25 protein-coding genes are annotated in these 24,614 nt (G+C 64.3%); 11 read left to right on the forward strand and 14 right to left on the reverse strand.

The genetic code is table 11. The features are described 5' to 3' along the window. Positions 1-89 precede the first annotated feature (89 nt). From J2X56_RS24775 to pilM, 6 genes are all read right to left on the reverse strand, one after another. Positions 90-464, reverse strand: a complete 375-nt coding sequence (locus tag J2X56_RS24775) for a hypothetical protein (RefSeq protein WP_310163579.1) — start codon at positions 462-464, stop codon at positions 90-92. A 165-nt stretch (positions 465-629) separates the two neighbouring features. After that, a complete protein-coding gene (pilQ, locus tag J2X56_RS24780) occupies positions 630-2,327 on the reverse strand; it encodes a type IV pilus secretin PilQ (protein WP_310163581.1) in 1,698 nt (565 codons plus the stop codon). Continuing rightward, positions 2,324-2,971 carry a hypothetical protein gene (locus tag J2X56_RS24785; protein ID WP_121040528.1) on the reverse strand — a complete coding sequence of 216 codons (648 nt, stop codon included), beginning with the start codon at positions 2,969-2,971 and terminating at the stop codon, positions 2,324-2,326. The genes pilQ and J2X56_RS24785 overlap by 4 nt, the downstream gene beginning before the upstream one ends. Beyond that, positions 2,968-3,555, reverse strand: coding sequence for a type 4a pilus biogenesis protein PilO (gene pilO / locus J2X56_RS24790; RefSeq protein WP_204727006.1), 588 nt, complete (start codon positions 3,553-3,555; stop codon positions 2,968-2,970). The genes J2X56_RS24785 and pilO overlap by 4 nt, the downstream gene beginning before the upstream one ends. Next, entirely contained in the window at positions 3,552-4,136 is a 585-nt protein-coding gene (locus J2X56_RS24795) for a pilus assembly protein (RefSeq protein ID WP_310163589.1), read from the reverse strand. Before J2X56_RS24795 ends, pilO begins: the two co-directional genes overlap by 4 nt. 8 nt (positions 4,137-4,144) lie before the next feature. Next, positions 4,145-5,044 carry a type IV pilus biogenesis protein PilM gene (pilM, locus tag J2X56_RS24800; RefSeq protein WP_134136950.1) on the reverse strand — a complete coding sequence of 300 codons (900 nt, stop codon included), beginning with the start codon at positions 5,042-5,044 and terminating at the stop codon, positions 4,145-4,147. A 352-nt stretch (positions 5,045-5,396) separates the two neighbouring features. Between pilM and J2X56_RS24805 the strand changes: the two genes are divergently transcribed. After that, positions 5,397-7,712, forward strand: coding sequence for a penicillin-binding protein 1A (locus J2X56_RS24805; protein ID WP_121040522.1), 2,316 nt, complete (start codon positions 5,397-5,399; stop codon positions 7,710-7,712). A gap of 149 nt (positions 7,713-7,861) precedes the next feature. On the opposite strand, the gene J2X56_RS24810 is transcribed toward J2X56_RS24805, so the two are convergent. The 4 genes from J2X56_RS24810 to J2X56_RS24825 form a co-directional block, all read right to left on the reverse strand. Next, positions 7,862-9,049, reverse strand: a complete 1,188-nt coding sequence (locus J2X56_RS24810) for a serine hydrolase (RefSeq protein ID WP_121040520.1) — start codon at positions 9,047-9,049, stop codon at positions 7,862-7,864. Positions 9,050-9,087: 38 nt separating this feature from the next. Continuing rightward, a complete protein-coding gene (gene queC / locus J2X56_RS24815) occupies positions 9,088-9,846 on the reverse strand; it encodes a 7-cyano-7-deazaguanine synthase QueC (RefSeq protein WP_204727007.1) in 759 nt (252 codons plus the stop codon). A 121-nt stretch (positions 9,847-9,967) separates the two neighbouring features. Next, positions 9,968-10,738: a DUF3108 domain-containing protein gene (locus J2X56_RS24820; RefSeq protein WP_310163596.1), complete on the reverse strand. Its 771-nt coding sequence runs from the start codon at positions 10,736-10,738 to the stop codon at positions 9,968-9,970. 158 nt (positions 10,739-10,896) lie between these two features. Then, positions 10,897-12,042 carry a DUF3108 domain-containing protein gene (locus J2X56_RS24825; protein ID WP_310163598.1) on the reverse strand — a complete coding sequence of 382 codons (1,146 nt, stop codon included), beginning with the start codon at positions 12,040-12,042 and terminating at the stop codon, positions 10,897-10,899. A gap of 110 nt (positions 12,043-12,152) precedes the next feature. Here J2X56_RS24825 and J2X56_RS24830 point away from each other — a divergent pair, with 110 nt between their 5' ends. The 4 genes from J2X56_RS24830 (at position 12,153) to rfaE2 (ending at position 15,958) form a co-directional block, all read left to right on the forward strand. After that, positions 12,153-13,457, forward strand: a complete 1,305-nt coding sequence (locus J2X56_RS24830; protein WP_310163601.1) for a branched-chain amino acid ABC transporter substrate-binding protein — start codon at positions 12,153-12,155, stop codon at positions 13,455-13,457. 29 nt (positions 13,458-13,486) lie between these two features. Next, entirely contained in the window at positions 13,487-14,359 is an 873-nt protein-coding gene (locus J2X56_RS24835; protein WP_204727009.1) for a PhaM family polyhydroxyalkanoate granule multifunctional regulatory protein, read from the forward strand. Between the two features lie 137 nt (positions 14,360-14,496). Beyond that, the gene (locus tag J2X56_RS24840) at positions 14,497-15,351 is read left to right on the forward strand and encodes a ferritin (protein WP_034331293.1); all 855 of its coding nucleotides are present in this window, start codon (positions 14,497-14,499) and stop codon (positions 15,349-15,351) included. Between the two features lie 124 nt (positions 15,352-15,475). Further along, entirely contained in the window at positions 15,476-15,958 is a 483-nt protein-coding gene (gene rfaE2, locus J2X56_RS24845; RefSeq protein WP_034331294.1) for a D-glycero-beta-D-manno-heptose 1-phosphate adenylyltransferase, read from the forward strand. A gap of 78 nt (positions 15,959-16,036) precedes the next feature. On the opposite strand, the gene J2X56_RS24850 is transcribed toward rfaE2, so the two are convergent. Both J2X56_RS24850 and J2X56_RS24855 read right to left on the reverse strand, forming a co-directional pair. After that, positions 16,037-16,555, reverse strand: a complete 519-nt coding sequence (locus J2X56_RS24850) for a copper chaperone PCu(A)C (protein ID WP_121040508.1) — start codon at positions 16,553-16,555, stop codon at positions 16,037-16,039. Between the two features lie 88 nt (positions 16,556-16,643). Then, positions 16,644-17,030 carry a DUF2946 family protein gene (locus tag J2X56_RS24855; protein WP_134136946.1) on the reverse strand — a complete coding sequence of 129 codons (387 nt, stop codon included), beginning with the start codon at positions 17,028-17,030 and terminating at the stop codon, positions 16,644-16,646. A 211-nt stretch (positions 17,031-17,241) separates the two neighbouring features. Between J2X56_RS24855 and J2X56_RS24860 the strand changes: the two genes are divergently transcribed. The 4 genes from J2X56_RS24860 (at position 17,242) to J2X56_RS24875 (ending at position 21,192) form a co-directional block, all read left to right on the forward strand. Then, positions 17,242-18,222 carry an ABC transporter substrate-binding protein gene (locus J2X56_RS24860; RefSeq protein WP_121040504.1) on the forward strand — a complete coding sequence of 327 codons (981 nt, stop codon included), beginning with the start codon at positions 17,242-17,244 and terminating at the stop codon, positions 18,220-18,222. 166 nt (positions 18,223-18,388) lie between these two features. Beyond that, complete coding sequence (locus J2X56_RS24865; protein ID WP_187697720.1) at positions 18,389-19,360, forward strand: ABC transporter substrate-binding protein; 972 nt, start codon at positions 18,389-18,391, stop codon at positions 19,358-19,360. Between the two features lie 142 nt (positions 19,361-19,502). Beyond that, entirely contained in the window at positions 19,503-20,396 is an 894-nt protein-coding gene (locus J2X56_RS24870) for an ABC transporter permease (RefSeq protein ID WP_034331299.1), read from the forward strand. 1 nt (position 20,397) lies between these two features. Further along, complete coding sequence (locus tag J2X56_RS24875; protein WP_034331301.1) at positions 20,398-21,192, forward strand: ABC transporter ATP-binding protein; 795 nt, start codon at positions 20,398-20,400, stop codon at positions 21,190-21,192. Between the two features lie 60 nt (positions 21,193-21,252). Here the strand turns inward: J2X56_RS24875 and J2X56_RS24880 are convergent, their stop codons facing one another. Together J2X56_RS24880 and J2X56_RS24885 are read right to left on the reverse strand one after the other, a co-directional pair. After that, the gene (locus tag J2X56_RS24880; protein ID WP_039783793.1) at positions 21,253-21,735 is read right to left on the reverse strand and encodes a tRNA (cytidine(34)-2'-O)-methyltransferase; all 483 of its coding nucleotides are present in this window, start codon (positions 21,733-21,735) and stop codon (positions 21,253-21,255) included. 37 nt (positions 21,736-21,772) lie between these two features. Further along, positions 21,773-22,624 carry a ComF family protein gene (locus tag J2X56_RS24885; protein ID WP_310163615.1) on the reverse strand — a complete coding sequence of 284 codons (852 nt, stop codon included), beginning with the start codon at positions 22,622-22,624 and terminating at the stop codon, positions 21,773-21,775. A gap of 136 nt (positions 22,625-22,760) precedes the next feature. Between J2X56_RS24885 and J2X56_RS24890 the strand changes: the two genes are divergently transcribed. Further along, entirely contained in the window at positions 22,761-23,705 is a 945-nt protein-coding gene (locus J2X56_RS24890; RefSeq protein WP_121040500.1) for a methyltransferase domain-containing protein, read from the forward strand. A gap of 426 nt (positions 23,706-24,131) precedes the next feature. Then, positions 24,132-24,602, forward strand: a complete 471-nt coding sequence (locus tag J2X56_RS24895; protein WP_121040498.1) for a DUF2244 domain-containing protein — start codon at positions 24,132-24,134, stop codon at positions 24,600-24,602. The last annotated feature ends 12 nt before the right edge of the window (positions 24,603-24,614 follow it).

A 24,614-nucleotide genomic window follows, 5' to 3' on the forward strand; every position in this document is an offset into this window, starting at 1 on the left:
TGGGATATCAAGGGTCGTACGACCGTGTGGCCGCCTTTGGTAGACGATGGAAGGTGGGTCAAATGGAGAGGGTCAAATCTGCGAGCAAATCAACAATCTGCCCAGATGTAGAACCGCTGTATCGCGCTAGTACGATCATTAATCGTTGCGGTCTCCAAGGGTTTACCCGTTCGCTCAGAGTTTTCATCGCGCATTATGTTTCGATATGCGAGTAGCGTCTCTTCGGTTGCATGCTCAATACGGTCCTCCAATGACGCAATGGATGAATCGGTGATGTCAGATGGGTACTTTTCTAAGAAGGTCAACCAACTGACCATGTGCTCTGTATACGTTTGGATGGTCTTTTTTGACCCGCTCGCAGACTTGACACCTGTCGTATGGATCCAGATTGTCGCCGACCAAATTATTTCTCCTAAAGCTGAGATGAATATTGGATAGCGGCGGTTATTGGGCAGATCAAACATGATCTCGAGGGATTTCAGCTCATTTAGAACAGTGAGCGGAGGTCTACCGAAGGTGCCCGCTGGAGGTGAGGATAAGCTTGAGTAGACAACCGTAACCATAAATAGACAATTTCTATGAAGAATTGATATTTACATGGGCTTGATACAAGACGTTTAAAGCTTATCCTAATTGAAGGCGGTGGCGGTGCTGCCATTGCCGGCAGATTGCTGGTAGGGAATTTCTTCGCCCTGCTCGATCAGCGCTGCCTGCTGGTCGGCCGTGATCAGGCGCGGGCTGGAGACGATCTTGCCGCGCCCGTCGGCTTCCAGTGCCGAGAGTTCGACGTTGAGGAAGCGCCGGGCAGCGGCATTGAAGAGGGTGAAGGCGAAGCTGCCCGGGGCTGCGCCGCTGAGGCCGTCGGCGCGCAGGTTCAGGGCCGGTTCGCGCAGGGAGAGATCGGGTGTGGCCGGCGTCTGGCCACTCTGTTCAGCGATGGCCGCATAGCCGTTGCCGACGGCGGCACCGCGTGTGGTGGCGGCCAGTCCGAGCTTGACGCCAAGATTGCGCGAAAAGCTGTCGTCGGCCTCGACGATGCGGGCTTCGATGAGCACCTGGCGCGAGGCCACATCGATGCGCTCGATCAGCTTGCGTACATTGGCCAGCACGGCCAGCGTGTCGGTGACCAGCAACTGGTTGGTGTGGCTGTCGATCATGGCGCTGCCCCGGCGCGACAGCAGGGCATTGCGGCGATTGGCCTGGGTGCTGCCGTCTTCGCCGATGCCCAGCGCCTTGCGCAGGGTGTCGGCGCGCTGGTAATTGAGCTGGAAGCTCTCGGCGTGCAAGGGTTCGAGGTCGGCGATCATGGCTTTCTGCTCCAGCTCCAGTCGCTCGCGCGCCAGCATCTCGTCGCGCGGCGCGATCCACAGCACTTCGCCATGGCGGCGCATTTCCAGCCCCCGGGCCTGCAGGATCAGGTCCAGCACCTGCTCCCAGGGCAGGTCCTTCAGGCGCAGGCTCAGCTGGCCCGTGACCGTATCGCTGGCCACGATGTTGACGCCGCTGTGCTCGGCCAGCACTTGCAGGGCGGTACGCACCTCGATGTTCTGGAAGTTCAGCGACAGCCGGGGGCCGCCGTAGGTCTTGCCTTCCTGCAAGCCGGCCGCCGCAATCCCGGGCAGAGCCGATTTGACCGGCAGGACATCGATCATCAGCCGGCGTTTGCTCTGATAGGCCTGGTAGCGCCACTGGCCCTGCATCTCCAGGACCAGACGCGCGCCGTCCTGATGGCCGTAAGCACGGTATTGCAGGACCGGCGTGCCCATCTGTCCGGTCTCGACCAGCCGCCGCAGGGCCAGCGGGACGGTCGCACCGGCGATGTCGGCGATCAGGCGTCCGCCCAGCTGGCGTACCTGCACGGTATGTGCGTGGCTGCCCATGTCCACTACCAGGTGCGCCTCGCCCTGTGGGCCGCGGCGCAAGTCGATCGCTTGCAGCGCAACGGGATCGGAGGGCGGCTGCAGCGTCAGGTCCACCAGCAGGCGCTCTTCTTCGGTGCGCAGTTGATAGATGGCGGCGTGCTTGAGCATCACCTGCAGGCGCAGGCGTTCATCATCCTCGGCCAGCTGGATGCGCTTGACCAGGCCGCTGCCGCTCAGGGACCGTGCGAGCGTTGCCGCCGCCGTGCTCCGGGGCAGGTCGAGGACCAGTTGCGGTGGCTCGATCAACAGGAAGTTCTGGACCAGTGCAGGGTCCACCGGAGCCTGCAACTGCAGTTCCAGGGTCGTACCGTCTGCACGGGGATGGAGGTGGATGGCCAGCAGGCGGTTTTCCGCCAAGGCAACGTGGTTCGCCAGCAGGGCCAGCAGGAACAGGATCATTTTCATGGCGACATTCCGGGACGGATCAGGCGGCGACGTGTGTGGCGCTGGGAAGTTCGCGCCGGGACCTTGCGCGCAGGGGCGAGGGGCATCGGGCCGGCAGCGGGGAGGGCGGCCATGGCAATGGTCTGTCGAGCAGCGTCGTCCTGGCCGATGTCGAGGGCGTCTTCGCGTACCGCCAGGACACGTCCGAGGCCGCCAGGCAGCGTATCCCCGGTTTGCAACTGCCTGGTGCTGCCCTCCAGTTCAGCGATGGCGATCCACTCCTGATCACGGCGCAGCGTACCCAGCAGGCGCAGGACGGGCGTCGGAAGCGGAGCAGTTGGGGCTGCGGGTTGGACCGGATTGTTTTCTTCATCCTCCTCATCTTGCGCGCGAACCCGTGAGGCGGCCGGTCGCGTCGGACTGGCGGGCGCAAGCGCGCCGAGCTGGAAGGGATCGGGCAACTCGCTGTCCTCGCCGGGGAGGCTGTCTTCCGTCGCCGCGTCGGAGAGGGCGGCAGCAGGAAGGGGCAGGGTGGAAGAGGGCCGGACCTGCGTGATCCACATCCGCGTGGCGTGGACTTCATCGGGATGGTCGAGCGCCATCATTGCGCCCATCACCAGCCCCGCCAGCAAGACCGGCAGCGCTGCCAGCCAGAGCGGGCTCATGGCGCGCTCTCCTTCGTCCCGGTGCCGGACAGGCTCGCCGTCACCAGTGCGCTCACGGAGGCATTCATCTGCAACTCGCTTTGCCCGTCCTGTTCGACGACATTGACATCGAGCCGCTCGACCATCACCGGCAAGGGCAGGCTGCTGACCAGTTCCACAAAGCGCAGCAGGCCGGCATGGCTGCCGCGCAGCACGATGGCCGCGGCCAGCTTGCCGCTCAATGGCTTGAAGGAGGACAGCGTCAGCCCGCATTCACTGGCGCGGCGGGCCAGCTTGGCTTGCAGCAGCTCCGGCTGCAGCTGATCGGTCGGCCACAACTGGCTCTGCTGCGCGGTCAGTTGTACCGCCAGCGCCCGTTCACGTGATTGCAGGGCAGGCAGTTGCGCCTGCTGGGTCAATGCCGCCTGGTATTGCACGCGCAGATCCTGCTGTCGCTGGCGCGCGGACCGCCGTGCCTCATCCAGTTCGCTCACGGCCAGCAGCAGGCCACTGCCTGCACACGCCAGCAGGGCCAGCAAACACAAGGCCAGCCGGGGCAGCAACGGCCAGTGCGCGGGATGGGTCTGCCAGCGCGACTGGTTCACGGTGCGGCCACCTTGGCTGCGGGTGCGGGGGCGGGCGCGGGGGACGTGCCCGTCTGCAAGGCCGGCAGGGGGATGGCCAGGATGAAGGCATAGGCACCGTCTTCGACGTGCAGGTCATGCAGGGTGGCCCCCTCCAGGCCGGCAGCACCCAGCGCGGCGGTAAAGTCGCGGACTTCCTGCGCGCTGGCCGCCTGGCCGCGCAATTCGCCGCGATCGCCTTGCAGCAACAGGCGGTGCAGGCGGATCTTGCCCGCGCTTGCCTGCGCCGCTCGGGCGGCAGCCCGCAGCAATTGCGCCGACTGCTGGCGGCGTTTGCCGAGCTGCTGGTGTGCCGTGATCTGCTTTTCCAGCGCGGCGATCTGGCTGCGCAACTCGGCCGTTTGCCTGGCCTGGGGGGCCAGGGTATGCAACTCGCCGGTCAACAGCACATTGGCTTTTTCCAGTGAGGCCGTGTGCAAGGAAACGCGCCAGCCGGGGAAGGCCGCCAGCGCGATGCCCAGCAGCAGGAAGAAGACCAGCACCCGATAGAAATTCCGTTCCCGCGTGCGCCGCCGCTGTGCCGGTGACTGAGAGAAATCCATGTCGCATCTCATGCCAGTCCCTCCCAGGCCAGGGCCAGTGCCAGCTGGTAGTCCGGCGGCATCAGCGCCGCGATCTGCGGCGTCAGCACCAGCGAGGAGGGAGGCGCGGCCACCCGGGCCTCCAGCCCCGCGTACTTGACGAAGGCGCGGGCAATCGTGCCGAGAGCCGGATGGTCGCCACTCAGGAGCAGGCGACGCGGCAGGGGTTTCAGCAAGGGCGCGGCATGCGCCAGCAGGGCCAGGTGCCCGCCGCGGGCGCTGACCTCCGGCAAGGCGTGGCTGGGACCCTCGCCGTGCAGCAGCCAGCGGGCGCTGCGATCCAGGCGCAGCACGGCGGTCTCGCCGGGAAGCCGGTCGTCGCGCAGCCAGGCGGCCAGGCACAGGTCTTCCGGTGCCAGGGTGACCAGCGGCCGGCCCACCGCTGCAGCCAGCGACAGGCGGTCTTCGATGATGAGCCGGGAGGCGGCCACCGCCAGTACCTGCTGGTCCGAGGGCGAGCCCGGCGGCGGACCCAGTTCACGGTAGTCCATGGCGTGATCGTCAGCGCCGATGCCGTGGGCCGCGAGTTCGGATTGCACTTGCCGCCAGCGTTGTACCGGGTGGCTGTCAGCCGGCAGCACGAGTCGGCGTCCGGTGAGGCCTTGCACCGGGACCGCCAGCGCCAGGGTGGCGCCCTGGCAGCCGGCCTCGTCCAGCAGGGAGCGGCAGATCAGGGTCAAGGCCTCGAAGTCGGTGATCTGTCCGTCCCGGCAGATCACTCCGCCGGTGAGCCGCTGCGTCAGCTTCAATAACTGCGCGCGGCGACCGCTACGGCGCAGCAGCGCCAGCCGCACACGGTCGGTCGCGATGTCGAGGCCTGCGCACAGGCGCGGGGTGCCGAGGCCGAAAAAGAGGGGTAAGCCTGTCATATGCCGTTCTCATGCGGAGGGAAACCCCGGATTCTCCGGTCTGCGCGGCCAGGCGGGAATCGCTGAAACTTGAGGAATGCCCGTCAATTTGCAGCAATTTGCGCCCAATGCCGCACTTCCCCGCTCTCACTCCGGAACCGGCCTCCTGCCCTTTGGTCTATTTGCAACACCCGGCCGCGCGGCGGCTCAGGGCGAGCCGCTATAATGCGGGCTTGTTTCTTCCACTCCGGCTCTGGCCTGCAGCTTCGGCCTGCTTTAACGCTTAATTCGAATGTCTTCATCTTCCAACGGCGGCGATCAACCCAAACCGGCATCGGCGGATGCCCCCGCAGAAAAAGCGCCCCGCAAGCGCATGCACTGGTCGCTGCGCATCCTTCTGGGTTTGTTCGGTACCGTGCTGGGCCTGGTGGTGATGGTGCTGCTGGGCGTGACCTTCATCGTCGCCCTGACCTATCCCAAGCTGCCCGACCTCGATACGCTGACCGACTATCGCCCCAAGATCCCGCTGCGCATCTTCTCCGCCGATGGCGTGCTGATCGGCGAATTCGGCGAGGAGCGCCGCAACCTGGTCCACTTCAAGGACATCCCGGACATCATGAAGAAGGCCGTGCTGGCCATCGAGGATGACCGTTTCTACGAACACGGCGGTGTCGACTACCAGGGTATCGCCCGCGCTACCTTCTCCAACCTGTCCGGCGGCGGCGGCGGTGCTTCCACCATCACGCAGCAGGTGGCGCGCAACTTCTTCCTGACCAGCAACGAGCCGACCTTCCTGCAGAAGGCCACGCGCAAGTTCTTCTACGAGATCCCGCTGGCCTGGAAGATCGAGAACAACCTCACCAAGGACCAGATCCTTGAGGTCTACATGAACCAGATCTATCTGGGCCAGCGCGCCTATGGCTTCGCCTCGGCCGCCCAGATCTATTTTGGCAAGCAACTGAAGGACCTCACCATCGCCGAAGCAGCCATGCTGGCCGGCCTGCCCAAGGCCCCCTCGGCCTACAACCCGGTGGTCAATCCCAAGCGCGCGCATGCGCGCCAGCAGTACATTCTCTTGCGCATGCGCCAGCTGGGCTACATCACCGATGCCCAATATCAGGAAGCCAAGGATGAGGAGCTGCGCGTCAAGGGCGACAGCTCGGCCTTCGGCATGCATGCCGAATACGTGGCCGAAATGGCGCGCCAGCTGGTCTATGCGCAATACAAGGACGAGACCTACACGCGCGGCCTGAACGTCTTCACCACCATCACCAAGGCTGACCAGGACGCCGCCTACATCGCCCTGCGCCGCGGCATCATCGACTATGAGCGCCGCCATGGCTATCGCGGTCCGGAAGGCTACATGGAGCTGCCGGAGAAGGCCACCAAGGAAGTGGTGGAAGATGCGGTTGAAGTGGAACTGGCCGACCATCCCGACAGTGACGACATGGTCGCCGCCGTGGTGCTGGAGGCCAAGCCCAAGGAAATCACCGCCATGCTCTCGACCGGCGAAGAGATCAGCATCTCCGGTGCCGGCCTGGGCTTCGGTGCCAACCTGCTGTCGGACAAGGCACCGCCGCAGAAAAAGATCCGCCGTGGCGCCATCATCCGCGTGTTCCAGGATGGCAACAGCTGGATCATCACCCAGATGCCGGAAGTGGAATCGGCCTTCGTCTCGGTGAACTCGCGCGATGGTGCGATCCGCTCGCTGGTCGGCGGCTTCGACTTCAACCGCAACAAGTTCAACCACGTCACGCAGGCGTGGCGCCAGCCGGGTTCGTCGTTCAAGCCCTTCATCTATTCGTCGTCGCTGGAAAAGGGCCTGTCGCCGGCCACCATCATCAATGATGCGCCGCTGACCTTCACCCAGACCGGCGGCCAGGTGTGGCAGCCGAAGAACTACGGTGGCAAGTTCGAAGGCCCGATCTCGATGCGCCGCGCCTTGCAGAAGTCGATCAACCTGGTGTCCATCCGCATCCTGGAGCGCGTCGGCGTGAAGTATGCGCAGGAATACATCACCCGCTTCGGTTTCGATGCCGACAAGAACCCGCCCTACCTGACCCTGGCGCTGGGCGCGGGCAACGTCACGCCGCTGCAGATGGTGGGCGCGTATTCGGTGTTTGCCAACGGCGGCTACAAGATCAATCCCTACCTGATCACCAAGGTCACCGACAGCAACGGCGAAGTCCTCTCGCAGGCCAAGCCGGCTACTGCCGAGGATGAATCCAATCGCGTCATCGATGCACGCAATGCCTTCATCATGGACAGCATGCTGCGCGACGTGGTGCGCCATGGCACCGCCGTCAAGGCCTTGTCGCTGAAGCGTACCGACCTGGCCGGCAAGACCGGTACCACCAACGATTCCATGGATGCCTGGTTCGCCGGCTATCAACCGGGCCTGACCGCGATTGCGTGGATTGGCTATGACCAGCCCAAGAGCCTGGGCGACCGCGAAACCGGTGGCGGCCTGGCCCTGCCGGTGTGGATCAGCTACATGTCCAAGGCGCTCAAGGATGTGCCCAACGTGGATCGCAAGGTGCCGGATGGCGTGATCGAAGCGGGCGGCGAGTACTACTATGCCGAGTTCCCGCCCAGCGCCATGGTGCGTGACCTGGGCATGGGCGATCGCGGTGGACTGACGCCGGAAGAAGAAAAAGCCAAGACGCAGATGAAGAACGAGCTGTTCTGATTTCTGATTTCTGATTTTCGATGAACGGATCAAAAAATATAAACGATTTATATCATTTAAATTTTTTCCGTTGATCGCTGCTTCAAACGAAAACCGTCTGTTGCAAGACAGGCGGTTTTTTCATGGCCATCGGTATGCGGCAGGCCAGCTTACTCCTTGCCCGACACCACATGACTGATGCTGCGCATGGCCAGCATGGTCAGCACTTCATCCTGCTCCGTGCCGTAGTCGCTGAGTTTGACGATGACCGTGCGCGTGGCCGGGTTGACGTAGATGTACTGGCCGAACACGCCGATAGCCGAGAAGTCGCGGTCATTGGCATTGCCCGGCGGGATCCACCAGCCATCGCGATAATCCAGCGCATTGCCGTTGTTGACCGGCTGGCGTGGCTCGGCGGCCCAGGCCGGGCTGACGATCTGTTGCTCGCCGATGCGGCCGCCATGCAGATAGAGCAAACCGAGGCGGGAGAAGTCGCGCGCCGTGGTATTGAGGCAGCAGAAGGCCTTCTCCACGCCATGCTGGCGGCTGTCCACGCTCCAGCTGGCATCCTGCTCCATGCCCAGCGGCTCCCACAGCGCCTGCTGGGCGAAGTCGGAGAGGCGCATGCCGGTGGCGCGCGCCAGCACCCGCGACAGGATCAGCGTATCGACGCTGCGATATTCGAAGCGAGAACCCGGTGCAAAGCGCAAACCACTGCGGCGGGCGATGAAACGCTGCAGGTCGGTGCTGACGAACATGCGCACCACCGGCGAGGCGAGCGAACCGCCGTAGTTTTCATCGACATCGATGCCGGAGCGCATGTCCAGCAACTGGCCGATGGTGATGTTGGCGTAAGCCGGGGAAATCTCATCGGGTTTCAGATAGCGGCCAATGGGATCATTGAGCGATCGGATCTTGCCCTGTTTCAGCGCCACACCGGTCAGCGCCGAGACGAAGGACTTGGCCACCGAGAAGGAAGTGAAGCGCGAATTGGCATCGTAGCCATCGATGTAGCGCTCATAGACCACGCTGCCATCCTGGATCACCACAAAGGCGTGCGCCGCCGTGCCCTTGATGAAATCGATCAGCGGCAGGCGCTTGCCGTCTTTCCAGGGCACATCAATGTTGAGCGGGCGCAGCGCGGTGGGCAGCGGCTGTGGATGCGAGGATCGTGCAATCGGGTTGTCCTCGAATACCTTGAAGCTCTGACTGCGCGGGGTCAGGTCGAATTGCAGGTCGACCAGCGCGGGCAGGCTGGGCAGGTCGGCGATGCGGCGGCCGATCTCGGCGCTGGCCAGCAGCACCAGCAAGGCGGCGGCGCTGCGGGCGAGCAGAAGGGTGGTGCGGGCTTGGGGCATGAGGCTCGCTCTTGGAATGGTGAGCCTATTGTGCCCGATTACCCGGCGCTTTTGCGTACCGCGTACTGTTGATAGCCACGGGCGCGCAGTTCGCAGGCCGGGCACTTGCCGCAGCCATGGCCCCAGTCATGCAGCTGGCCGCGTTCGCCCAGGTAGCAGGTGTGGGTGTCGGCGCGGATCAGGTCCACCAGCGCGGTGCCGCCCAGCGATTCGGCCAGGGACCAGGTCTCGGCCTTGTCGATCCACATCAGCGGGGTTTCCACCTTCAGTTGCGTGGCCATGCCCAGGTTGAGCGCCACTTGCAGCGCCTTCATGGTGTCGTCGCGGCAATCGGGATAACCGGAAAAATCGGTCTCGCACATGCCGCCGACCAGCACGTTCAAGCCACGGCGATAAGCCAGCGTGGCGGCCACGGTCATGAACAGCAGGTTGCGGCCGGGCACGAAGGTATTGGGCAGGCCGTTGTCCTGCATGGCGATGGCGACATCGCGTGTCAAGGCCGTGTCGGAAATCTTGCCGATCAGCGACAGGTCGATCATGTGATCCTCGCCCAGGCGTGCTTGCCATGCGGGCGAGAAGGCTTTCATCTTTTCCAGCAGGGCCGGACGCACTTCCAGTTCGATGGCATGGCGCTGGCCGTAGTCGAAGCCGATGGTCTCCACCCGTTGATAGCGGGACAGCGCCCAGGCCAGGCAAGTGGTGGAATCCTGTCCGCCGGAGAAGAGCACCAGGGCGCTCTGGGTGCTGAGGGTCGGGGCGATGGCGGGAGTGGCGGGAGTGGCGGGAGTGGCGGACATGGTCGGGCTCAACAAGTAATCGGAATCGGGGAGAATCAGGCGCGTGATGGGGGCGAAAAACGCACGCGGGGCCAGGCGGCATCGCTGCCGGCCTGGCCCCGCGCCTGCAATAGCGGCAAGCTTAGTTGGTTTTCTTGACCGAATCCAGCACCTGCTCGATATAGTCGCCATTGGGATCGGTGAACTTCAGGCGCACCGGATACCACTCCATCTTCGGTGCCAGCCAGATGTCGAGTTTCTGGGCCTGGTCGTCCGGGGGCGGATTGCGGAACAGGTGCAGCGCTTCGGTCTCGCCCTGGGCGGTCTTGATCTTTTCGCGGCCCACCACCTTGAAGGTCCACTGCTCGGCATCACGCGGACCGGCGACGAAGAAATTCCACTCCGAACCCGGCTTCATCTTGGCGGCATTGGCGCGGGCAATCGCCACGAACTGCCAGGTGATGCCGGTGCGGTCCTGCTCGCCCCCCTGCAGCGGGAAGCTCTCGGCCGATTCGGTGAAGGTGATCTTGTTCTGTTCGCGATTGAATTTGGTCGTGGTCGGTTCGCGGCGCAGGCGCTTTTCGACGAAACGCGACGGAGCCAGGCCGTAGGCGTCGATGCTGCCCTCACTGCTGGTTTCCAGGATCTTGCCCAGCAGCATGGCGCGGGTTTCGGTGTTGACGCTGTAGGCGGTCTTGCTCTGCGTCCACTTGACCAGGCCTTCTCCCTTCAGATCGAGGCCGCTTTGCTTGGCGGTGATGGCGTAATGCAGCTCGGCCGAAGGCGGCAGGTTGAAGGGGCGTTTGTCCACCGGATGCGGACCGTCGGCGGCCAGGGCGGGCGCGCTGGCGATCAGGGCGGCCAGCGGCAGCGCAGCGAGGGTGGTTTTGAGGCGATATGAAAGAAATGTCATGGCGAGCTCTTCGTGTTGGTCTCTGTGGGGCTCGGCGATGAGGCAATGCCGAGCCATATGAAGGAATACGACCAAAATGCCGGGGGGCGGTTCTGCCTTCCGGGCGCGTAATTGTGCGCAATTGTTTCCGATTTTGACAGGGCTTGCAGGATCTGGTCTTACTGGTCCACCGGTTTGAGGCCCGACAGGTCCAGTTGGGTGTAGTCGCCATTGGGCCGCAGGTCGGTATAGCGCACCCGCACCGGATACCACTCATGCTGCGGGGCCAGCCAGATATCGACGCGGTCGTCATAGGAGCCGGGCTTGGGCTGGCGCACCACGTGCCAGGTCTGGACCGTGCCGACGGGCAGCGTCAGGCTTTCCTGGCCCAACACCTGCACGCGCCAGATTTCGCCATCGCGCACGCCGGCCACGAACAGGTCGATCACTGCGCCCGGCTGGAGCTGGCCCGGATCGCCCCGGCCGATGGCGGCCAGTTGCCAGATCAGGCTGGCGCGGTCCTGCTCGCCGCCCCGGCGCGGGTAGCTGGTGGTGGAGGCGGAAAAGCTGACGACGTTGCGTTCGCGGTTGAAGTGGGTGTTGGTGGCCGACTTGAAGCCCTTCTGTTCCGTATAGAGCTCGGGCGAGACGCCCCAGGCATCAAGCTCGCCCACGCTGGTGAAATTGAGAAGCGTGAAGAACAGCGCCTTGGCCTTGCCTTCCACCTTGTAGTGATCGCCCTCGTTGTGCCAGGCGATGCTGCCGCGGCCGTAGGCCGGCTGCTGGTCCTTGGTGCCGGTGACGTCGTATTCCAGCAGCACGCTGGGCGGGGCGCTGGTCTGGTATTGCTTGCCGGTGGCGGCCTCGGGCGCATCGCCGCTGCCGGTTGCGGTGCTGGCGGTGCCGCTGCCCGGCCCGCTGCCTGGCGAGGCCGGGCCCGCAGTTTCCGCAGGGGAGGGCGCTGCGGCCGTTTGCGTCGCTTCCGGGGCAGGCGTGGTGATGCGTTCCACGGTCTCGCGGATAGGCTCGTCTGGCGGTTCGACGGAGGGCTCGGGTGCGCGCCGTGGCTGTGGAGCCGGGCGACTGGCGGGAGTGGACGGTTTGGCCGTCTTCGGTGGTACCGGCTTGGGTGTCGGCAGTGCCACCGGCTGCTCCGGCGGCGGCACCGGGCGCAGTTCCACCGTGATGGCCTGTTCCTGCGTCCGGCCCGGCATCACGATCTGGCGCCGGCCCCAGTCCACCAGCGCGGCGTGCAGTGCCAGGCTCGATGCAATCAGGATCAACAGGCGCGGCCAGCGCCGGGTGGGACGGGAAACTTCGCTCATGCCCGCCAGTGTATCGGATCATGCAATCAGCGTCGTGGGGGCGCAGGGCAAAGGAGGGCCATTTCAAACAACGTACAATGCGGGTTTTGCCGCTGTCTCTTGCAGAATCGATGAACCTGTCCCTGTCTTCCCGCCTGCCCCTGCGCATGTTCCCGGCCGCCCTGCTGGCGCTGGCCGCCTTGTCCACCCCGGTTTCCAGCGTTGCCGCACCCTTGCCGCCGGTGCGCATCGGCATGATCGATGGCCTCTCCGGTCCCTTCGCCAATGCCGGTGAAGCGGTGGTGCGCAACATCAGCTACGCCATCGAGCGCGTCAATGCGCGCGGCGGCGTGAATCTGCCCGATGGCAAGCACCTGCTGCAGCTCTCCACCTTCGACAACAAGCTGGGCGTCGAGGACTCGCTGGTGCAGTTCCGCCAGTTGACGGACGAGCGCATTCCCTTCCTGATCGAGGGCAACAGCTCGGCCGTGGCTGCGGCCTTGATCGATGCGGTCAACAAGCACAACCAGCGCGAGCCCGACCGGCGCGTGCTGTTCCTGAATTATTCGGCGGTCGATCCCACGCTGACCAACGAGAAATGCAGCTTCTGGCATTTCCGTTTCGATGCCAGTGCCGACATGCGCATGCAGGCCCTGACCGAAGCCATCAAGGCTGATCCGGCGACCAAGAAGGTCTACCTGATCGGCCAGGATTACAGCTTCGGCCGCCAGGTCGCCAAGGCCGCGCGCGAGCAGATCACGGCCAAGCGGCCCGATATCGCCATCGTCGGCGACGAGCTGCATCCCATCGGCAAGATCAAGGATTTCGCTCCCTACATCGCCAAGATGCGTAGCGCCGGGGCCGACGCCGTCATCACCGGCAACTGGGGCAATGACCTGACGCTGCTGGTGAAGGCCGCACGTGATGCGGGCTTCAAGGCCAAGTTCTATACCTTCTATGCCAACAGCCTGGGCGCGCCTGCGGCCATCGGTGATGCGGGTGTGGGCGTAGTGCGTGCGGTGGCGGAATGGCATCCCAATGCCGGTGGCAATCCGGGCTCGCCCAGCGACGCCTACTACCAGGAATTCCGCAAGCGCTACCCGCAGCCCAAGGATGATTACCTCTACCTGCGCATGCAGGTGATGATCGACATGCTGGTCAAGGCCATCGAGAAAGCCAGGAGCACCGATCCCAAGGCGGTTGCATATGCATTGGAAGGCGCGCATTATCAGAACGCCTTCCACGAGGCCACCTTGCGGGCCGAGGATCACCAGCTGATCCAGCCGCTCTACCTGATGCAGATGCAGCGCGCCGACAGCGGCGGCATCCGCTTCGACAATGAGGGCAGCGGCTTCGGATTCCGTACCGAGCGCTTCATCCCGGCCGAGCAGACCGCACTGCCGAGCACCTGCCGGATGCAGCGCCCGCCACGCTGAGCACGACACCACAACAAGAGGAGCGATCAATGTTGAACCATGAGCAGATGCCGGGCGCAGGCTCGGTAGCCGATACCATCGATTTCATGAAGAAGATGTGGAGCAGCATGGGCGCCCCCGCCATGGCCACGCCTTCGCTGTCGGTGGAGGACATCAACAAGAAGATCAGCGACCTGAAGACCGTGGCCTCCTGGCTGGAGCTGAACCTGAACATGCTCAAGGCCACCATCCAGACCCTGGAAGTGCAGAGCGCCACGCTCTCCACCCTGCAGGCCATGAGCGAGATCATGGCGTCGCGCGGCACGCCCCAGGCCGAGGCCCCGGCGGAGGAAGAGGGCAGCGCGGCCCCGGCTTTCCCCTTCGGTTTCCCGATGTGGCCGGGAGCAGGCGCCCAGCCCGAAGAAACGCCTGAAGAAGAGGAAGAGCCTGCTTCCGTGCCTGAAGTTGCAGAGGAGCAAGCCGCTGCGCCGCAGGCCGATGCCGAGCCTGCTGCAGAAGCCGAGGGCAGTGCTCCGCCGGCGCCGGATTTCCAGTCCGCCATCGCCAATCCCAATGCCTGGTGGAATGTGTTGCAGGAGCAATTCAAGCATGCCGTCGGCAACGCCCTGGCCGGTGGCCTGGCTGAGCAGGAACCGCTGTTGAAGCCCGCCAAGCCGCCCAAGCCCGAGAAGGCTCCCAAGCGTAGCGAAAATAAGACAGTTGCCCCCAAGCCCAAGGCAGGCGCCAAAGCCAAGCCTGCTGGCGCTCCCAAGCCGGCCAAGGGAGCCAAGACGGCGCCGAAGAAGCCACCGGTCAAGAAAGCGCCCAAGCGTGCGGAAAATACGAGCGCGCCCGCCCGGACGGCTGTTGTACAATCCCGGCAAAACAAGAAGCCAGCCTCCCGCAAGCCAAATTCCCCCTGATCCTCGCCATGGCAGAGCCTGGCCCCGGGCGCAGCCGCGCCGGGCCTCTGTCATATTGCTGAAACCTGACCGTTTTAGTATGGATCGGGAAAATCTTGTTAAAATCAAACACTTAACGCATATAGGCACATACTGAGATGCTGTACCCAGAATTGTTCAAATCGCTAGAGCAGGTCCGTTGGAATATGGATAAGGATATTCCCTGGGACAAGTTCGACGCTTCCTTGCTCACCGACGAACAGGCGCAGACCATCCGCATGAACGCCATCACGGAATGGTCGGCCCTGCCGGCTACCGAGATGTTCCTGCGCGACAATCGCGGGGACAGCGATTTCTCGGCATTCATGTCGGTATGGTTCTTCGAGGAACAGAAGCACTCGCTGGTGCTGATGGAATACCTGCGCCGCTTCCGCCCGGACCTGTGCCCGACCGAAGAAGAACTGCACAACGTGCGCTTCGAGTTCGATCCCGCCCCGCCGCTGGAAACCCTGATGCTGCACTTCTGCGGCGAGATCCGCCTGAACCACTGGTACCGCTGTGCCGCCGACTGGCATACCGAGCCGGTCATCAAGCAGATCTACAAGATCATCAGCCAGGACGAAGCCCGCCACGGCGGCGCCTACCTGCGCTACATGAAGAAGGCCCTGAACGAAGTGGGCGACAAGGCCCGTGCCGCCTTCGCCAAGATCGGCGTGTTGATGGCCTCGGCGCGCCGCACTGAAAAGCCGCTGCACCCGACCAACCTGCACGTGAACCAGGCGCTGTTCCCCAACGACACCGTCCAGAGCCGCCTGCCGGATCCGGAATGGCTGGAGCGCTGGCTGGACAACCAGATCAAGTTCGACGGCGAGTGGGAAAAGAAGGTCGTGGACCGCATCCTGCACAACATGTCGCTGCTGTTCGAACGTACCTTCAGCAACGTGCAGGAACTGAACCGCTACCGCAAGGAAGTGACCCAGCGCATCCTGCCGCCGGGTACGGCGGCCGCCTGACAGGGAAAAATCCTTCACAGGCAGCAAGGCAGTACAATCACGAAAGCCGCAACCCAGGTTGCGGCTTTTTTCATCCTGCAATCAGCAATCAATCACCCGCTCACCCGAACCGATCCCGATCAAGATGGCCGACTTCGAATCCAAACTCTGCACCCGCGACGAACTCCAGCAGCGCGTAGCGCAATTGCCCAAGCCGGTGGTGATGACCAATGGCGTCTTCGACATCCTGCATCGCGGCCACGTGACCTACCTGGCGCAGGCCCGCGCCCAGGGTGCGTCGCTGGTGGTGGCAGCCAATACCGATGCCTCCGTCAAGCGCCTGGGCAAGGGCGATGACCGTCCCATCAACACCTGCGAAGACCGCATGGCGGTACTGGCGGCGCTGGAATCGGTCTCGCTGGTAGTCCCCTTCGATGAAGACACGGCGCTGGAAGCCGTGCAGCAGGCGCGTCCGGAGATCTACGTCAAGGGCGGCGACTACGACATGCACGCCATCCCCGAAGGCCAGGCGGTGGCGGCCTATGGCGGCCAGGTGCTGTCGATTGCCTTCGAGCATGACCGCTCCACCACCAAGCTGCTGGCCAAGGTGCGCAAGCTGGCTGGCTGATCGCGTCAGGCTGCAAACGACAAGGCCGGCAGGAGCATCGCTCGCTGCCGGCCTTGCCGTTTCAGGCTGCCCGGTGGGTCAGTGGTGCGTGTGGCCCTTCATGTCCTTCATGTCATCCTTGCCCGCCGCTGCCGCATTGCGGTCCTCGACGTTGAAGGTCACGTCGACCTTGCCCGCCTTCTCGAAGGTCAGCGTGGCCGGCACCTTCTCTCCCGCCTGCAGCGGCTTGGACAGGCCCATCAACATGATGTGGTAGCCATTGCCCGGCTGCATGGTGATCTTCTGGCCGGGTTTGACTTCCAGGCCGCCCTCGACTTCGCGCATCTTCATGACGTTGCCTTCCATGGCCATGGTGTGGATTTCACCCGACTTGGCCACCGGCGAGGACACGCCCACCAGGCGATCCGGTGCGCTGCCCTTGTTCTCGATGCTCACGTAGGCACCGGCGGCCGGCTGGCCGGGAACCGTCGCGCGGGCGTAGGGATGGCCGATTTCCAGCTGGCCCAGCTTGTATTCATGGGCCTGCGACAGCGGGGCGGCAGCCAGCAGGGCGGAGGTGATGGCCAGGGTGGCCAGCTTTTGGACGAAATGCTTCATATCAGTGATTCCTGGTTGTCTTGTTCATGTCTGGAATGCGGGCGCGCGGCCTGCATGGGTGGGCGCAAAGGCCCGGGGAACGGCGGGTTCAGGCCGGTGGCGCACGGGCCCGCGGCGAACCCGGTGCCAGGCTGAGCGGACGCAGGCGTAGCGCGGCGCCGGCCAGCGGATAGCCGATGCCCGGCAGGACCGTGGTATCGAAGGAAGAGTCCGGTGCCGGCGTGGCCGCCTGTGTGCCGCAACAGAGCGGGCAATGGCTGGCCGCCAGATGCGCAGGTGCATTGCCGGAAGCGCCGCCGCCCACGCTGCAGATGGCCATGGCCGGACTGTCCCGCAGGGTGCGCGCGGCGGCCTGCTGCCACCAGGGCGCGGCCACCATCGCCAGCAGCAGCGCCAGGCTGGTCCACACCTGCAGGCGCAGCCAGGGGCGGCGCAAGGCAAGTCGTGTGGGGGAGGGGCGCAGGCGGGAAGACATGGGGCCTGATTATAGCGCCCGTCTTCTTTTTTGCCCGGTGCGCTGCTTGATCCCGATCAGGGGATATCCTGCAATGCGAGCCGCCCGGCCCGCCTGCCAGCGCGGGCGGCGGCGGGCCTTCATGCAAATTGATTGTTGACAGGCGCTAGGCTAGACTTAGCGTCTTTTCGGGTTTTTGGGTTTTCGTTCACATTTTTCCAAGGGAGACTGCATGTCCTACACCAACAAGCTGACACTGCGCGCGATGGTCGCCGCCCTGTCCCTGGCTGCCGTCTGCGCAGCCCCGGCCATGGCTGCCGACAAATCGGTCGCCGTGACCGCCATCGTCGAACACCCGGCCCTGGACGCCGTGCGTGACGGCGTGAAGGACGAGCTGAAGGAAGAAGGCTTTGAAGCCGGCAAGAACCTGAAGTGGGAATACCAGAGCGCCCAGGGCAACACCGGCACCGCCGCCCAGATCGCGCGCAAGTTCGTCGGCGACAAGCCCGACGTCATCGTGGCCATCGCCACCCCCTCGGCCCAAGCGCTGGTATCGGCCACCAAGAGCATCCCGGTGGTTTATTCCGGCGTGACCGATCCGGTCGCAGCCCAACTGGTGAAGGACTGGAAAGCCTCCGGCACCAACGTCACCGGCGTGTCCGACCTGCTGGAACTGGACAAGCAAATCGACCTGATCAAGCGCGTGGTCCCCAACGCCAAGCGCGTGGGCATGGTCTACAACCCGGGCGAAGCCAACTCCGCCGTGGTGGTCAAGGCCCTGAAGGAACTGCTGGCCAAGTCCAACATGACCCTGGTGGAAGCCGCCGCACCCCGTTCGGTGGACGTCGGTTCGGCCGCCAAGAGCCTGATCGGCAAGGTCGACGTGATCTACACCAACACCGACAACAACGTGGTGTCGGCCTATGAAGCGCTGGTCAAGGTCGGCAACGACGCCAAGATCCCGCTGGTGGCCTCCGACACCGACAGCGTCAAGCGCGGCGCCATCGCTGCCCTGGGCGTGAACTACTATGACCTGGGCCGCCAGACCGGCAAGGTGGTCGGCCGCATCCTCAAGGGTGAAAAGCCGGGCGACATCGCCTCGGCCACCAGCAGCAAGCTTGAACTGTTCGTCAACACCGCCGCCGCCCAGAAGCAGGGCGTGACCCTGTCGCCGGAACTGGTGAACTCGGCCAAGACCGTCATCAAGCAATAAACCAGGTATCGCCTGAAGATCCCGCTGCCATGCGGGATCTTCCGTATCTGGCCGCAACAACGCAACAACGCAACACCGCAACAACGCAGCAAGATCTGCCCATACGCATAACGGGCCCGGTCGAGAGGAACGCCGAGGCCTGACCACCATGAACGAGGAGAGGACCATGTTTGCAGTATCGAAGTCATTGCGCGCCATCGCCGGCGCGCTCGCCCTGAGCGCCATCTGCGCGTCGGCCCTGGCCGCCGAGAAGGTGGTGGCCATCACCTCCTTCGTCGAACACCCGGCGCTGGACGCCGTGCGGGACGGTACCAAGGATGAACTGATCGCCGAAGGCTTCGAGCCCGGCAAGAATCTGAAGTGGGATTTCCAGAGCGCCCAGGCCAATGCCGGTACGGCCGGCCAGATCGCCAAGAAGTTCGTGGGTGACAACCCCGACGTGATCGTGGCCATCGGCACCCCCTCGGCGCAGCCGATGGTGGCCGCGACCAAGAGCATCCCCATCGTCTACTCGGCCATCGCCGATCCCATGGCCGCACAGCTGGTCAAGGACTGGAAGCCGTCCGGCACCAACGTGACGGGCCTGTCGCACATGCTGGACCCGGTCAAGCAGGTCGAGGTCATCAAGCGCGTGGTGCCCGAGGCCAAGCGGGTGGGCGTGGTTTACAATCCGGGCGAAGCCAATTCCGTGTCGGCCCTGAACAACCTCAAGGGCGAGCTGCAGAAAGCCGGCCTGACCCTGGTGGAAGCCGCCGCGCCTCGTTCGGTGGACGTGGCCCCGGCCGCCAAGAGCCTGATCGGCAAGATCGACGTGATGTACACCACCACCGACAACAACGTGGTCTCGGTCTTCGAGTCGCTGGCCAAGGTCTGCAACGATGCCAAGATCCCGCTGATCGCCTCCGACACCGGCAGCGTCAAGCGCGGTGCCGTGGCCGCCCTGGGCGTGAACTTCTACGACATGGGCCGCCAGACCGGCAAGGTCGTGGCCCGTATCCTGAAGGGCGAGAAGGCCGGCGAGATCGCTTCGTCGCCGGTCAAGAATCTTGAGCTGTACGTCAATACCTCGGCGGCGCAGAAGCAGGGCGTGACCCTGTCGCCGGAGTTTTTGAAGTCGGCCACCAAGGTCCTCAACTGAAACTGAGCATGACCGCAGTCTGATTCGTCGGCCATGCACCGCCGGCGCCGCACCACCCGTGCAGCGCCGGCGCCACGCAGAAGACATTCGGCATTGGCGTACCGCGCCGTGCCGAATGTGTTTTTTTTAGAAAGTCCTTTTTATGTCGCTGTATACCCTCCTGGGCGCCCTGGAGATCGGCCTGATCTTCAGTCTGGTGGCCCTCGGCGTGCTGATTTCCTTCCGCATCCTGGTGTTCCCTGACCTGACCGTCGACGGCAGCTTCCCGCTGGGCGGTGCCGTGGCCGCCACCATGATCGCAGCCGGTTTCAATCCCTTCCTCGCCACCTTCGTCGCGCTGCTGGCCGGTGCGCTGGCCGGTTTCATCACCGCCTGGCTGAACGTGCGCCTGAAGATCATGGACCTGCTGGCCAGTATCCTCATGATGATCGCGCTGTACTCGATCAACCTGCGCGTCATGGGCAAGCCCAACGTGCCGCTCATTTCCGAGCCGACCATCTTCACCATCCTGCAGCCGGGCTCGATTCCCGACTACGTGGCCCGACCGCTGATCCTGCTGGTGGTGGTGACTGGCGCCAAGCTGCTGCTGGACTGGTTCTTCTCTTCCGAGATCGGCCTGGCCATGCGCGCCACCGGTGCCAATGCCCGCATGGCGCGTGCCCAGGGCATCGCCACCGGCCGCGCCACGCTGGCCGGCATGGCCCTGGCCAATGCCCTGGTGGCACTGGCCGGCGCCCTGTTTGCGCAGACCCAGGGCGGTTCCGACATCTCCATGGGCATCGGTACCATCGTCATCGGCCTGGCTGCCGTCATCATCGGCGAGAACATCCTGCCGGCGCGCCGCCTGGTGTGGACCACGCTGGCGGTGATCCTGGGCGCGATCCTGTATCGCTTCTTCATTGCCCTGGCGCTCAACAGCGACTTCATCGGCTTGCAGGCGCAGGACCTGAACCTGGTGACGGCCGTGCTGGTGATGCTGGCGCTGGTGCTGCCCATGGGCAAGCGCAAACTGAAACTGCTGAGAAAGGGAGCCTGAAATGTTGAAAGCCACCGATCTCAAGATCACCTTCAATCCCGGCACGCCCATCGAGAACCCGGCCCTGCGCGGCCTCTCGCTGGAAATCCCGACCGGCCAGTTCGTGGCCGTGATCGGCTCCAATGGCGCCGGCAAGTCGACCTTCCTCAACGCCATCTCCGGTGACCTGCTGGTCGATACCGGCAAGATCGAAATCGACGGCACCGACGTCACCCGCAAGCAGGCGTGGGATCGCGCCGGTATGGTGGCGCGCGTGTTCCAGGATCCGATGGCCGGTACCTGCGAGGCGCTGACCATCGAGGAGAACATGGCGCTGGCAATGGCCCGTGGACGCCGCCGCGGCTTCAACTTCGCCATTCGCGGCAAGATGCGCGAGCTGTTCCGCGAGAAGCTGGCCATCCTCAACCTGGGCCTGGAGAATCGCCTCACCGACCGCATCGGTCTGCTCTCGGGCGGCCAGCGCCAGGCGGTGAGCCTGTTGATGGCTTCGCTGCAGCCTTCGCGCATCCTGCTGCTGGATGAACACACGGCCGCGCTGGACCCGAAGACGGCCGCCTTCGTGCTGGAACTGACGGCCAAGATCGTCTCCGAGGCCAAGCTGACCACCATGATGGTGACCCACAGCATGCGCCAGGCGCTGGACTACGGCGACCGCACCGTGATGCTGCACCAGGGCCGCGTGGTGCTGGATGTCTCCGGCCCCGAACGCGCCGGACTGGACGTGCCGGACTTGCTCAAGATGTTCGAGCAGACGCGCGGCGAGAAGCTCTCGGACGACGCCCTGTTGCTGGGCTGACCGGCGCAACCAACGAAAACGGCTCCCTCGGGAGCCGTTTTTCATGGGCGCAGCGGGGCGTCAGCTGCCACCGTCATAGCCATTCTGCCGCCAGGCTTCATACACCACCACCGCCACCGTATTGGAGAGGTTGATGCTGCGATTGCCCGGCCGCATCGGCAGACGGATGCGCTGTGCTGTGGGGAAGGATTCACGCCGCTCCGGCGCCAGCCCGCGCGTTTCGGAGCCGAACACGAAGGTGTCGCCCGGACGGAAGGCCAGGCCGGCAAAGGGCGTGGAGCCATGCGTGGTCATGGCGAACATGCGCGCCTCATCGAACTGCGGGTCCTGGCGGCGATGGGCCAGGAACTGGTCCCAGTCCTTGTGCACCTGCATGTTGGCGTATTCGTGGTAATCCAGCCCGGCGCGCCGCATCTTGGCGTCATCGAGCGGGAAGCCGAGCGGCTCCACCAGGTGCAGTTGCGCGCCGGTATTGGCGCACAGGCGGATGATGTTGCCGGTATTGGGAGGGATCTCCGGCTCGACCAGGACGACGTGGAACAAACAATTCTCCTGCTATGTAAAGGATGGCCGGCCCGCTTCAGGTCGGCAGGGTGCGCGCAAAGACCAGGTTGGTCACGCGCCGGGCGCCGTGCCGCTTGAGCACGATCGCCACTTCATTCAAGGTGGCGCCGGTGGTCATGACATCGTCGACGATGCCCACATGCAGCCCGCGCACCTGGTCCATGGCCGCGAACGGCAGGGCGAAGGCCGAACGCACGTTGCGCGCGCGAGCCCCGACCGGCAGGGCCGACTGCGCATCGGTTTCCTTCTTGCGTTCCAGCAGGCGCGGCTGCACCGGGATGTCCATCAGCTTGCCCAGCGGCCGGGCGATTTCCAGTGCCTGGTTGAAGCCGCGTTCCTGCAATCGCGCCAATCCCAGCGGCACCGGGGCCAGCAAGGTCGGCATCGGCAGCTGCACGTCGCTGCCCGGCACCGGATTGCGCCGTGTCGCATCGAAGATCAATCGCGCCAGCAGCGGTGCCAGGCGCAGGTCGCCGCCGAACTTCAGCGCCAGCGCCAGCTGGTCGGACGGGGCGAAATAATCGGTGGCCACGATGGTGGCGTCGAACGCCGGGCGATCCTTGAGGCAGGCGCCGCAGCGCAGTTCCTTGCCGGTCACCGGCATGGGCAGGGCGCACTGGATGCAGCGGCGGTGCTGGCGCGTGTAGAAACGCTTGTGGCAGGGCGCGCAGAGAGTCTCGCGTCCGGCCGCGCCGCACAGTGCACAGGAAGACGGCAGCAGTTGCGGCACATGCGCCAGCAGGCGCTGCAGCCAGCCGGGGCCGGATGGCTTGCCCGGCCGGGCCGGCTTGCCGCCGACGGTGCGATAGGCGTTGCCAGGCTTGGCTTGGGGCGATGCGGCAGCGGGTTTGGAGGATTTGAGATCCATGCGAGGTGCGCCCGGGAAAAATGGATTTCGACTAAACTACGCGCATTATCGCATCAGCCCCGTGGATCGGCGGCCCTCTGCTGGCCGCCCGAGCTTGCCACGCTGCTGCGCAGTCCATCTTCCTGTTCCGTTGCCCATGTCCCTGCCGCCGCCTTCTGCCAGCGCCAAGCTGAGCGCTCCCATCGACCTGCCCCTGGTGCGCCGCCGTTTCGGCCAGCCCCAGCGCGTGGCCGAATCCGATTTCCTGCGCCGCGAAGTCTCGGCGCGCATGCAGGAACGCCTGGCCCTGGTAAAAATCGCCCCGCGTGAAGTATTGGACGCCGGATGCGGCGAAGGGGCCGACCTGCCGGTGCTGCAGAAACGCTATCCCGAGGCGCAGGTGATCGGTCTGGACGGCGCCTACGGCATGCTCGCCAGGGCCGCCGACCACCAGCGCGGCGCGCAGACGGCCATGAACCGCCTGTTCGGCTCCATCAACAAGTGGCTCGGTTCCGGTCCGAATGCCGGTGGTCCCGAACTGGCCTGTGCCGACTTCGCGCGCCTGCCGCTGGCGGCCAATGCGCTGGACCTGGTCTGGTCCAACCTGGCCCTGCACTGGCATCCCCAGCCCGACCGCGTGTTTGCCGAGTGGCGTCGCGTGCTGCGGGTGGAGGGTTTGCTGATGTTTTCCTGCTTCGGCCCCGATACCCTGCGCGAAGTGCGCAGCGCTTTCGAACAAATCGATCTTGCACCGCACACCTTGCCCTTCGTCGACATGCACGACTTCGGCGACATGCTGGTCAATGCCGGCTTTTCCACACCGGTGATGGACATGGAAACCATCACCGTCACCTACGAAACGCCCCAGCGCCTGCTGGAAGATGTGCGCGCCTGGGGTGGCAATCCGCTGGAATCGCGGCGCCGCAGCATGATGAGCCGCAGCCAGTACCAGCGCCTGCTGGCGGCCTTCGAGGCCATGCGCAAGCCCGACGGCAAGATCCCGCTGACCTTCGAGGTCGTCTACGGCCACGCCTTCCGTCCGGTGCCCAAGACCACCGCGGCCGGCGAGAGCATCATTCGCTTCGAACGCCCGCCGCGATAGTCGAAACTTCATATAAGGCTTAGTCGCCCAGCCCTATCTGGCCTGCCAGATAGTTGCTGTATCGTTACGCCCTGCCTGTTCCTGTCGAAGCCTTCATATCGCCGCAAAGCCGCGCCCCTGGCGGCTCTGCTGCCGCTATCCCGGCCCGCCGGACAGCCCGCAAGCGCCACCGTTGTCAATGCGGCGGTGCGTGCTTGATCCATGGCGACGTTAGCCCTTATACTCAAATGGGTAAAAAAATTCACACAAAGAAATTCCAGTACGAACGAATAGCAAGAATAAATAAAGACCGCAAAACGGATAGCCACGGATAGCGCCCCACGCAAGACGGCCCCCGGCAGGAACGGGCTGGCCCGCATCCAGTGAGCCTCCCCTGCGGTAAGAGACAGAGACACGCTCGACCGACAATCATGCTGGCGAGGTGCCATGGAGACGCGGGAATGGATATTGAAGCGCAATTGTTCGATTGCGCCACGCCAGCTGGCGTGGGTCTTCGCAGTCCTTTGTACGGTTTCACTCACGGTCGCGCTGGGCTTCACGCTGCGCGGCGCTTGGATCATCCTGGTTTTTTCATGCATTGAACTGGTGGCGGTGGGCGCGGCCATGCTGGTCTACGCCCGTCACGCCACCGATCGCGAAGTGCTGGTGCTGGCCGATCATGGCCTGGAGGTGGAAGTCATCCAGGGTAGTCGTTCGCACCGCAGCAGCTTGCAGTTGCATGGCATGCGCATCGCTTTTCCTGTGGGCCGGCAGTCGCTGGTGGCCCTGGAAAGCCGGGGGCAGCGCGTGGAAATTGGCCGGTTCATGAGCTTGTGGCAGCGGCGCGCGTTGGTGCAGGAGCTGCAACAGGAACTGGCCGCCAGGGGTGGCGGGGTGGCAGCACTCTCATTCTTATAATTTTGGGCTTTT

Source organism: Herbaspirillum sp. 1173 (genome assembly GCF_031455335.1).
GTDB classification, from domain to species: Bacteria; Pseudomonadota; Gammaproteobacteria; order Burkholderiales; family Burkholderiaceae_D; genus Herbaspirillum; species Herbaspirillum huttiense.

Bases quoted from the DNA above. Each gene is read 5' to 3' on its own strand.
- J2X56_RS24775 (WP_310163579.1), bottom strand. From the start codon at position 464: ATGTTTGATCTGCCCAATAACCGCCGCTATCCAATATTCATCTCAGCT.
- pilQ (WP_310163581.1), bottom strand. From the start codon at position 2,327: ATGAAAATGATCCTGTTCCTGCTGGCCCTGCTGGCGAACCACGTTGCC.
- J2X56_RS24785 (WP_121040528.1), bottom strand. From the start codon at position 2,971: ATGAGCCCGCTCTGGCTGGCAGCGCTGCCGGTCTTGCTGGCGGGGCTG.
- J2X56_RS24795 (WP_310163589.1), bottom strand. From the start codon at position 4,136: ATGGATTTCTCTCAGTCACCGGCACAGCGGCGGCGCACGCGGGAACGG.
- pilM (WP_134136950.1), bottom strand. From the start codon at position 5,044: ATGACAGGCTTACCCCTCTTTTTCGGCCTCGGCACCCCGCGCCTGTGC.
- J2X56_RS24805 (WP_121040522.1), top strand. From the start codon at position 5,397: ATGCACTGGTCGCTGCGCATCCTTCTGGGTTTGTTCGGTACCGTGCTG.
- J2X56_RS24810 (WP_121040520.1), bottom strand. From the start codon at position 9,049: ATGCCCCAAGCCCGCACCACCCTTCTGCTCGCCCGCAGCGCCGCCGCC.
- queC (WP_204727007.1), bottom strand. From the start codon at position 9,846: ATGTCCGCCACTCCCGCCACTCCCGCCACTCCCGCCATCGCCCCGACC.
- J2X56_RS24820 (WP_310163596.1), bottom strand. From the start codon at position 10,738: ATGACATTTCTTTCATATCGCCTCAAAACCACCCTCGCTGCGCTGCCG.
- J2X56_RS24825 (WP_310163598.1), bottom strand. From the start codon at position 12,042: ATGAGCGAAGTTTCCCGTCCCACCCGGCGCTGGCCGCGCCTGTTGATC.
- J2X56_RS24830 (WP_310163601.1), top strand. From the start codon at position 12,153: ATGAACCTGTCCCTGTCTTCCCGCCTGCCCCTGCGCATGTTCCCGGCC.
- J2X56_RS24835 (WP_204727009.1), top strand. From the start codon at position 13,487: ATGTTGAACCATGAGCAGATGCCGGGCGCAGGCTCGGTAGCCGATACC.
- J2X56_RS24840 (WP_034331293.1), top strand. From the start codon at position 14,497: ATGCTGTACCCAGAATTGTTCAAATCGCTAGAGCAGGTCCGTTGGAAT.
- rfaE2 (WP_034331294.1), top strand. From the start codon at position 15,476: ATGGCCGACTTCGAATCCAAACTCTGCACCCGCGACGAACTCCAGCAG.
- J2X56_RS24850 (WP_121040508.1), bottom strand. From the start codon at position 16,555: ATGAAGCATTTCGTCCAAAAGCTGGCCACCCTGGCCATCACCTCCGCC.
- J2X56_RS24855 (WP_134136946.1), bottom strand. From the start codon at position 17,030: ATGTCTTCCCGCCTGCGCCCCTCCCCCACACGACTTGCCTTGCGCCGC.
- J2X56_RS24860 (WP_121040504.1), top strand. From the start codon at position 17,242: ATGTCCTACACCAACAAGCTGACACTGCGCGCGATGGTCGCCGCCCTG.
- J2X56_RS24865 (WP_187697720.1), top strand. From the start codon at position 18,389: ATGTTTGCAGTATCGAAGTCATTGCGCGCCATCGCCGGCGCGCTCGCC.
- J2X56_RS24870 (WP_034331299.1), top strand. From the start codon at position 19,503: ATGTCGCTGTATACCCTCCTGGGCGCCCTGGAGATCGGCCTGATCTTC.
- J2X56_RS24875 (WP_034331301.1), top strand. From the start codon at position 20,398: ATGTTGAAAGCCACCGATCTCAAGATCACCTTCAATCCCGGCACGCCC.
- J2X56_RS24885 (WP_310163615.1), bottom strand. From the start codon at position 22,624: ATGGATCTCAAATCCTCCAAACCCGCTGCCGCATCGCCCCAAGCCAAG.
- J2X56_RS24890 (WP_121040500.1), top strand. From the start codon at position 22,761: ATGTCCCTGCCGCCGCCTTCTGCCAGCGCCAAGCTGAGCGCTCCCATC.
- J2X56_RS24895 (WP_121040498.1), top strand. From the start codon at position 24,132: ATGGAGACGCGGGAATGGATATTGAAGCGCAATTGTTCGATTGCGCCA.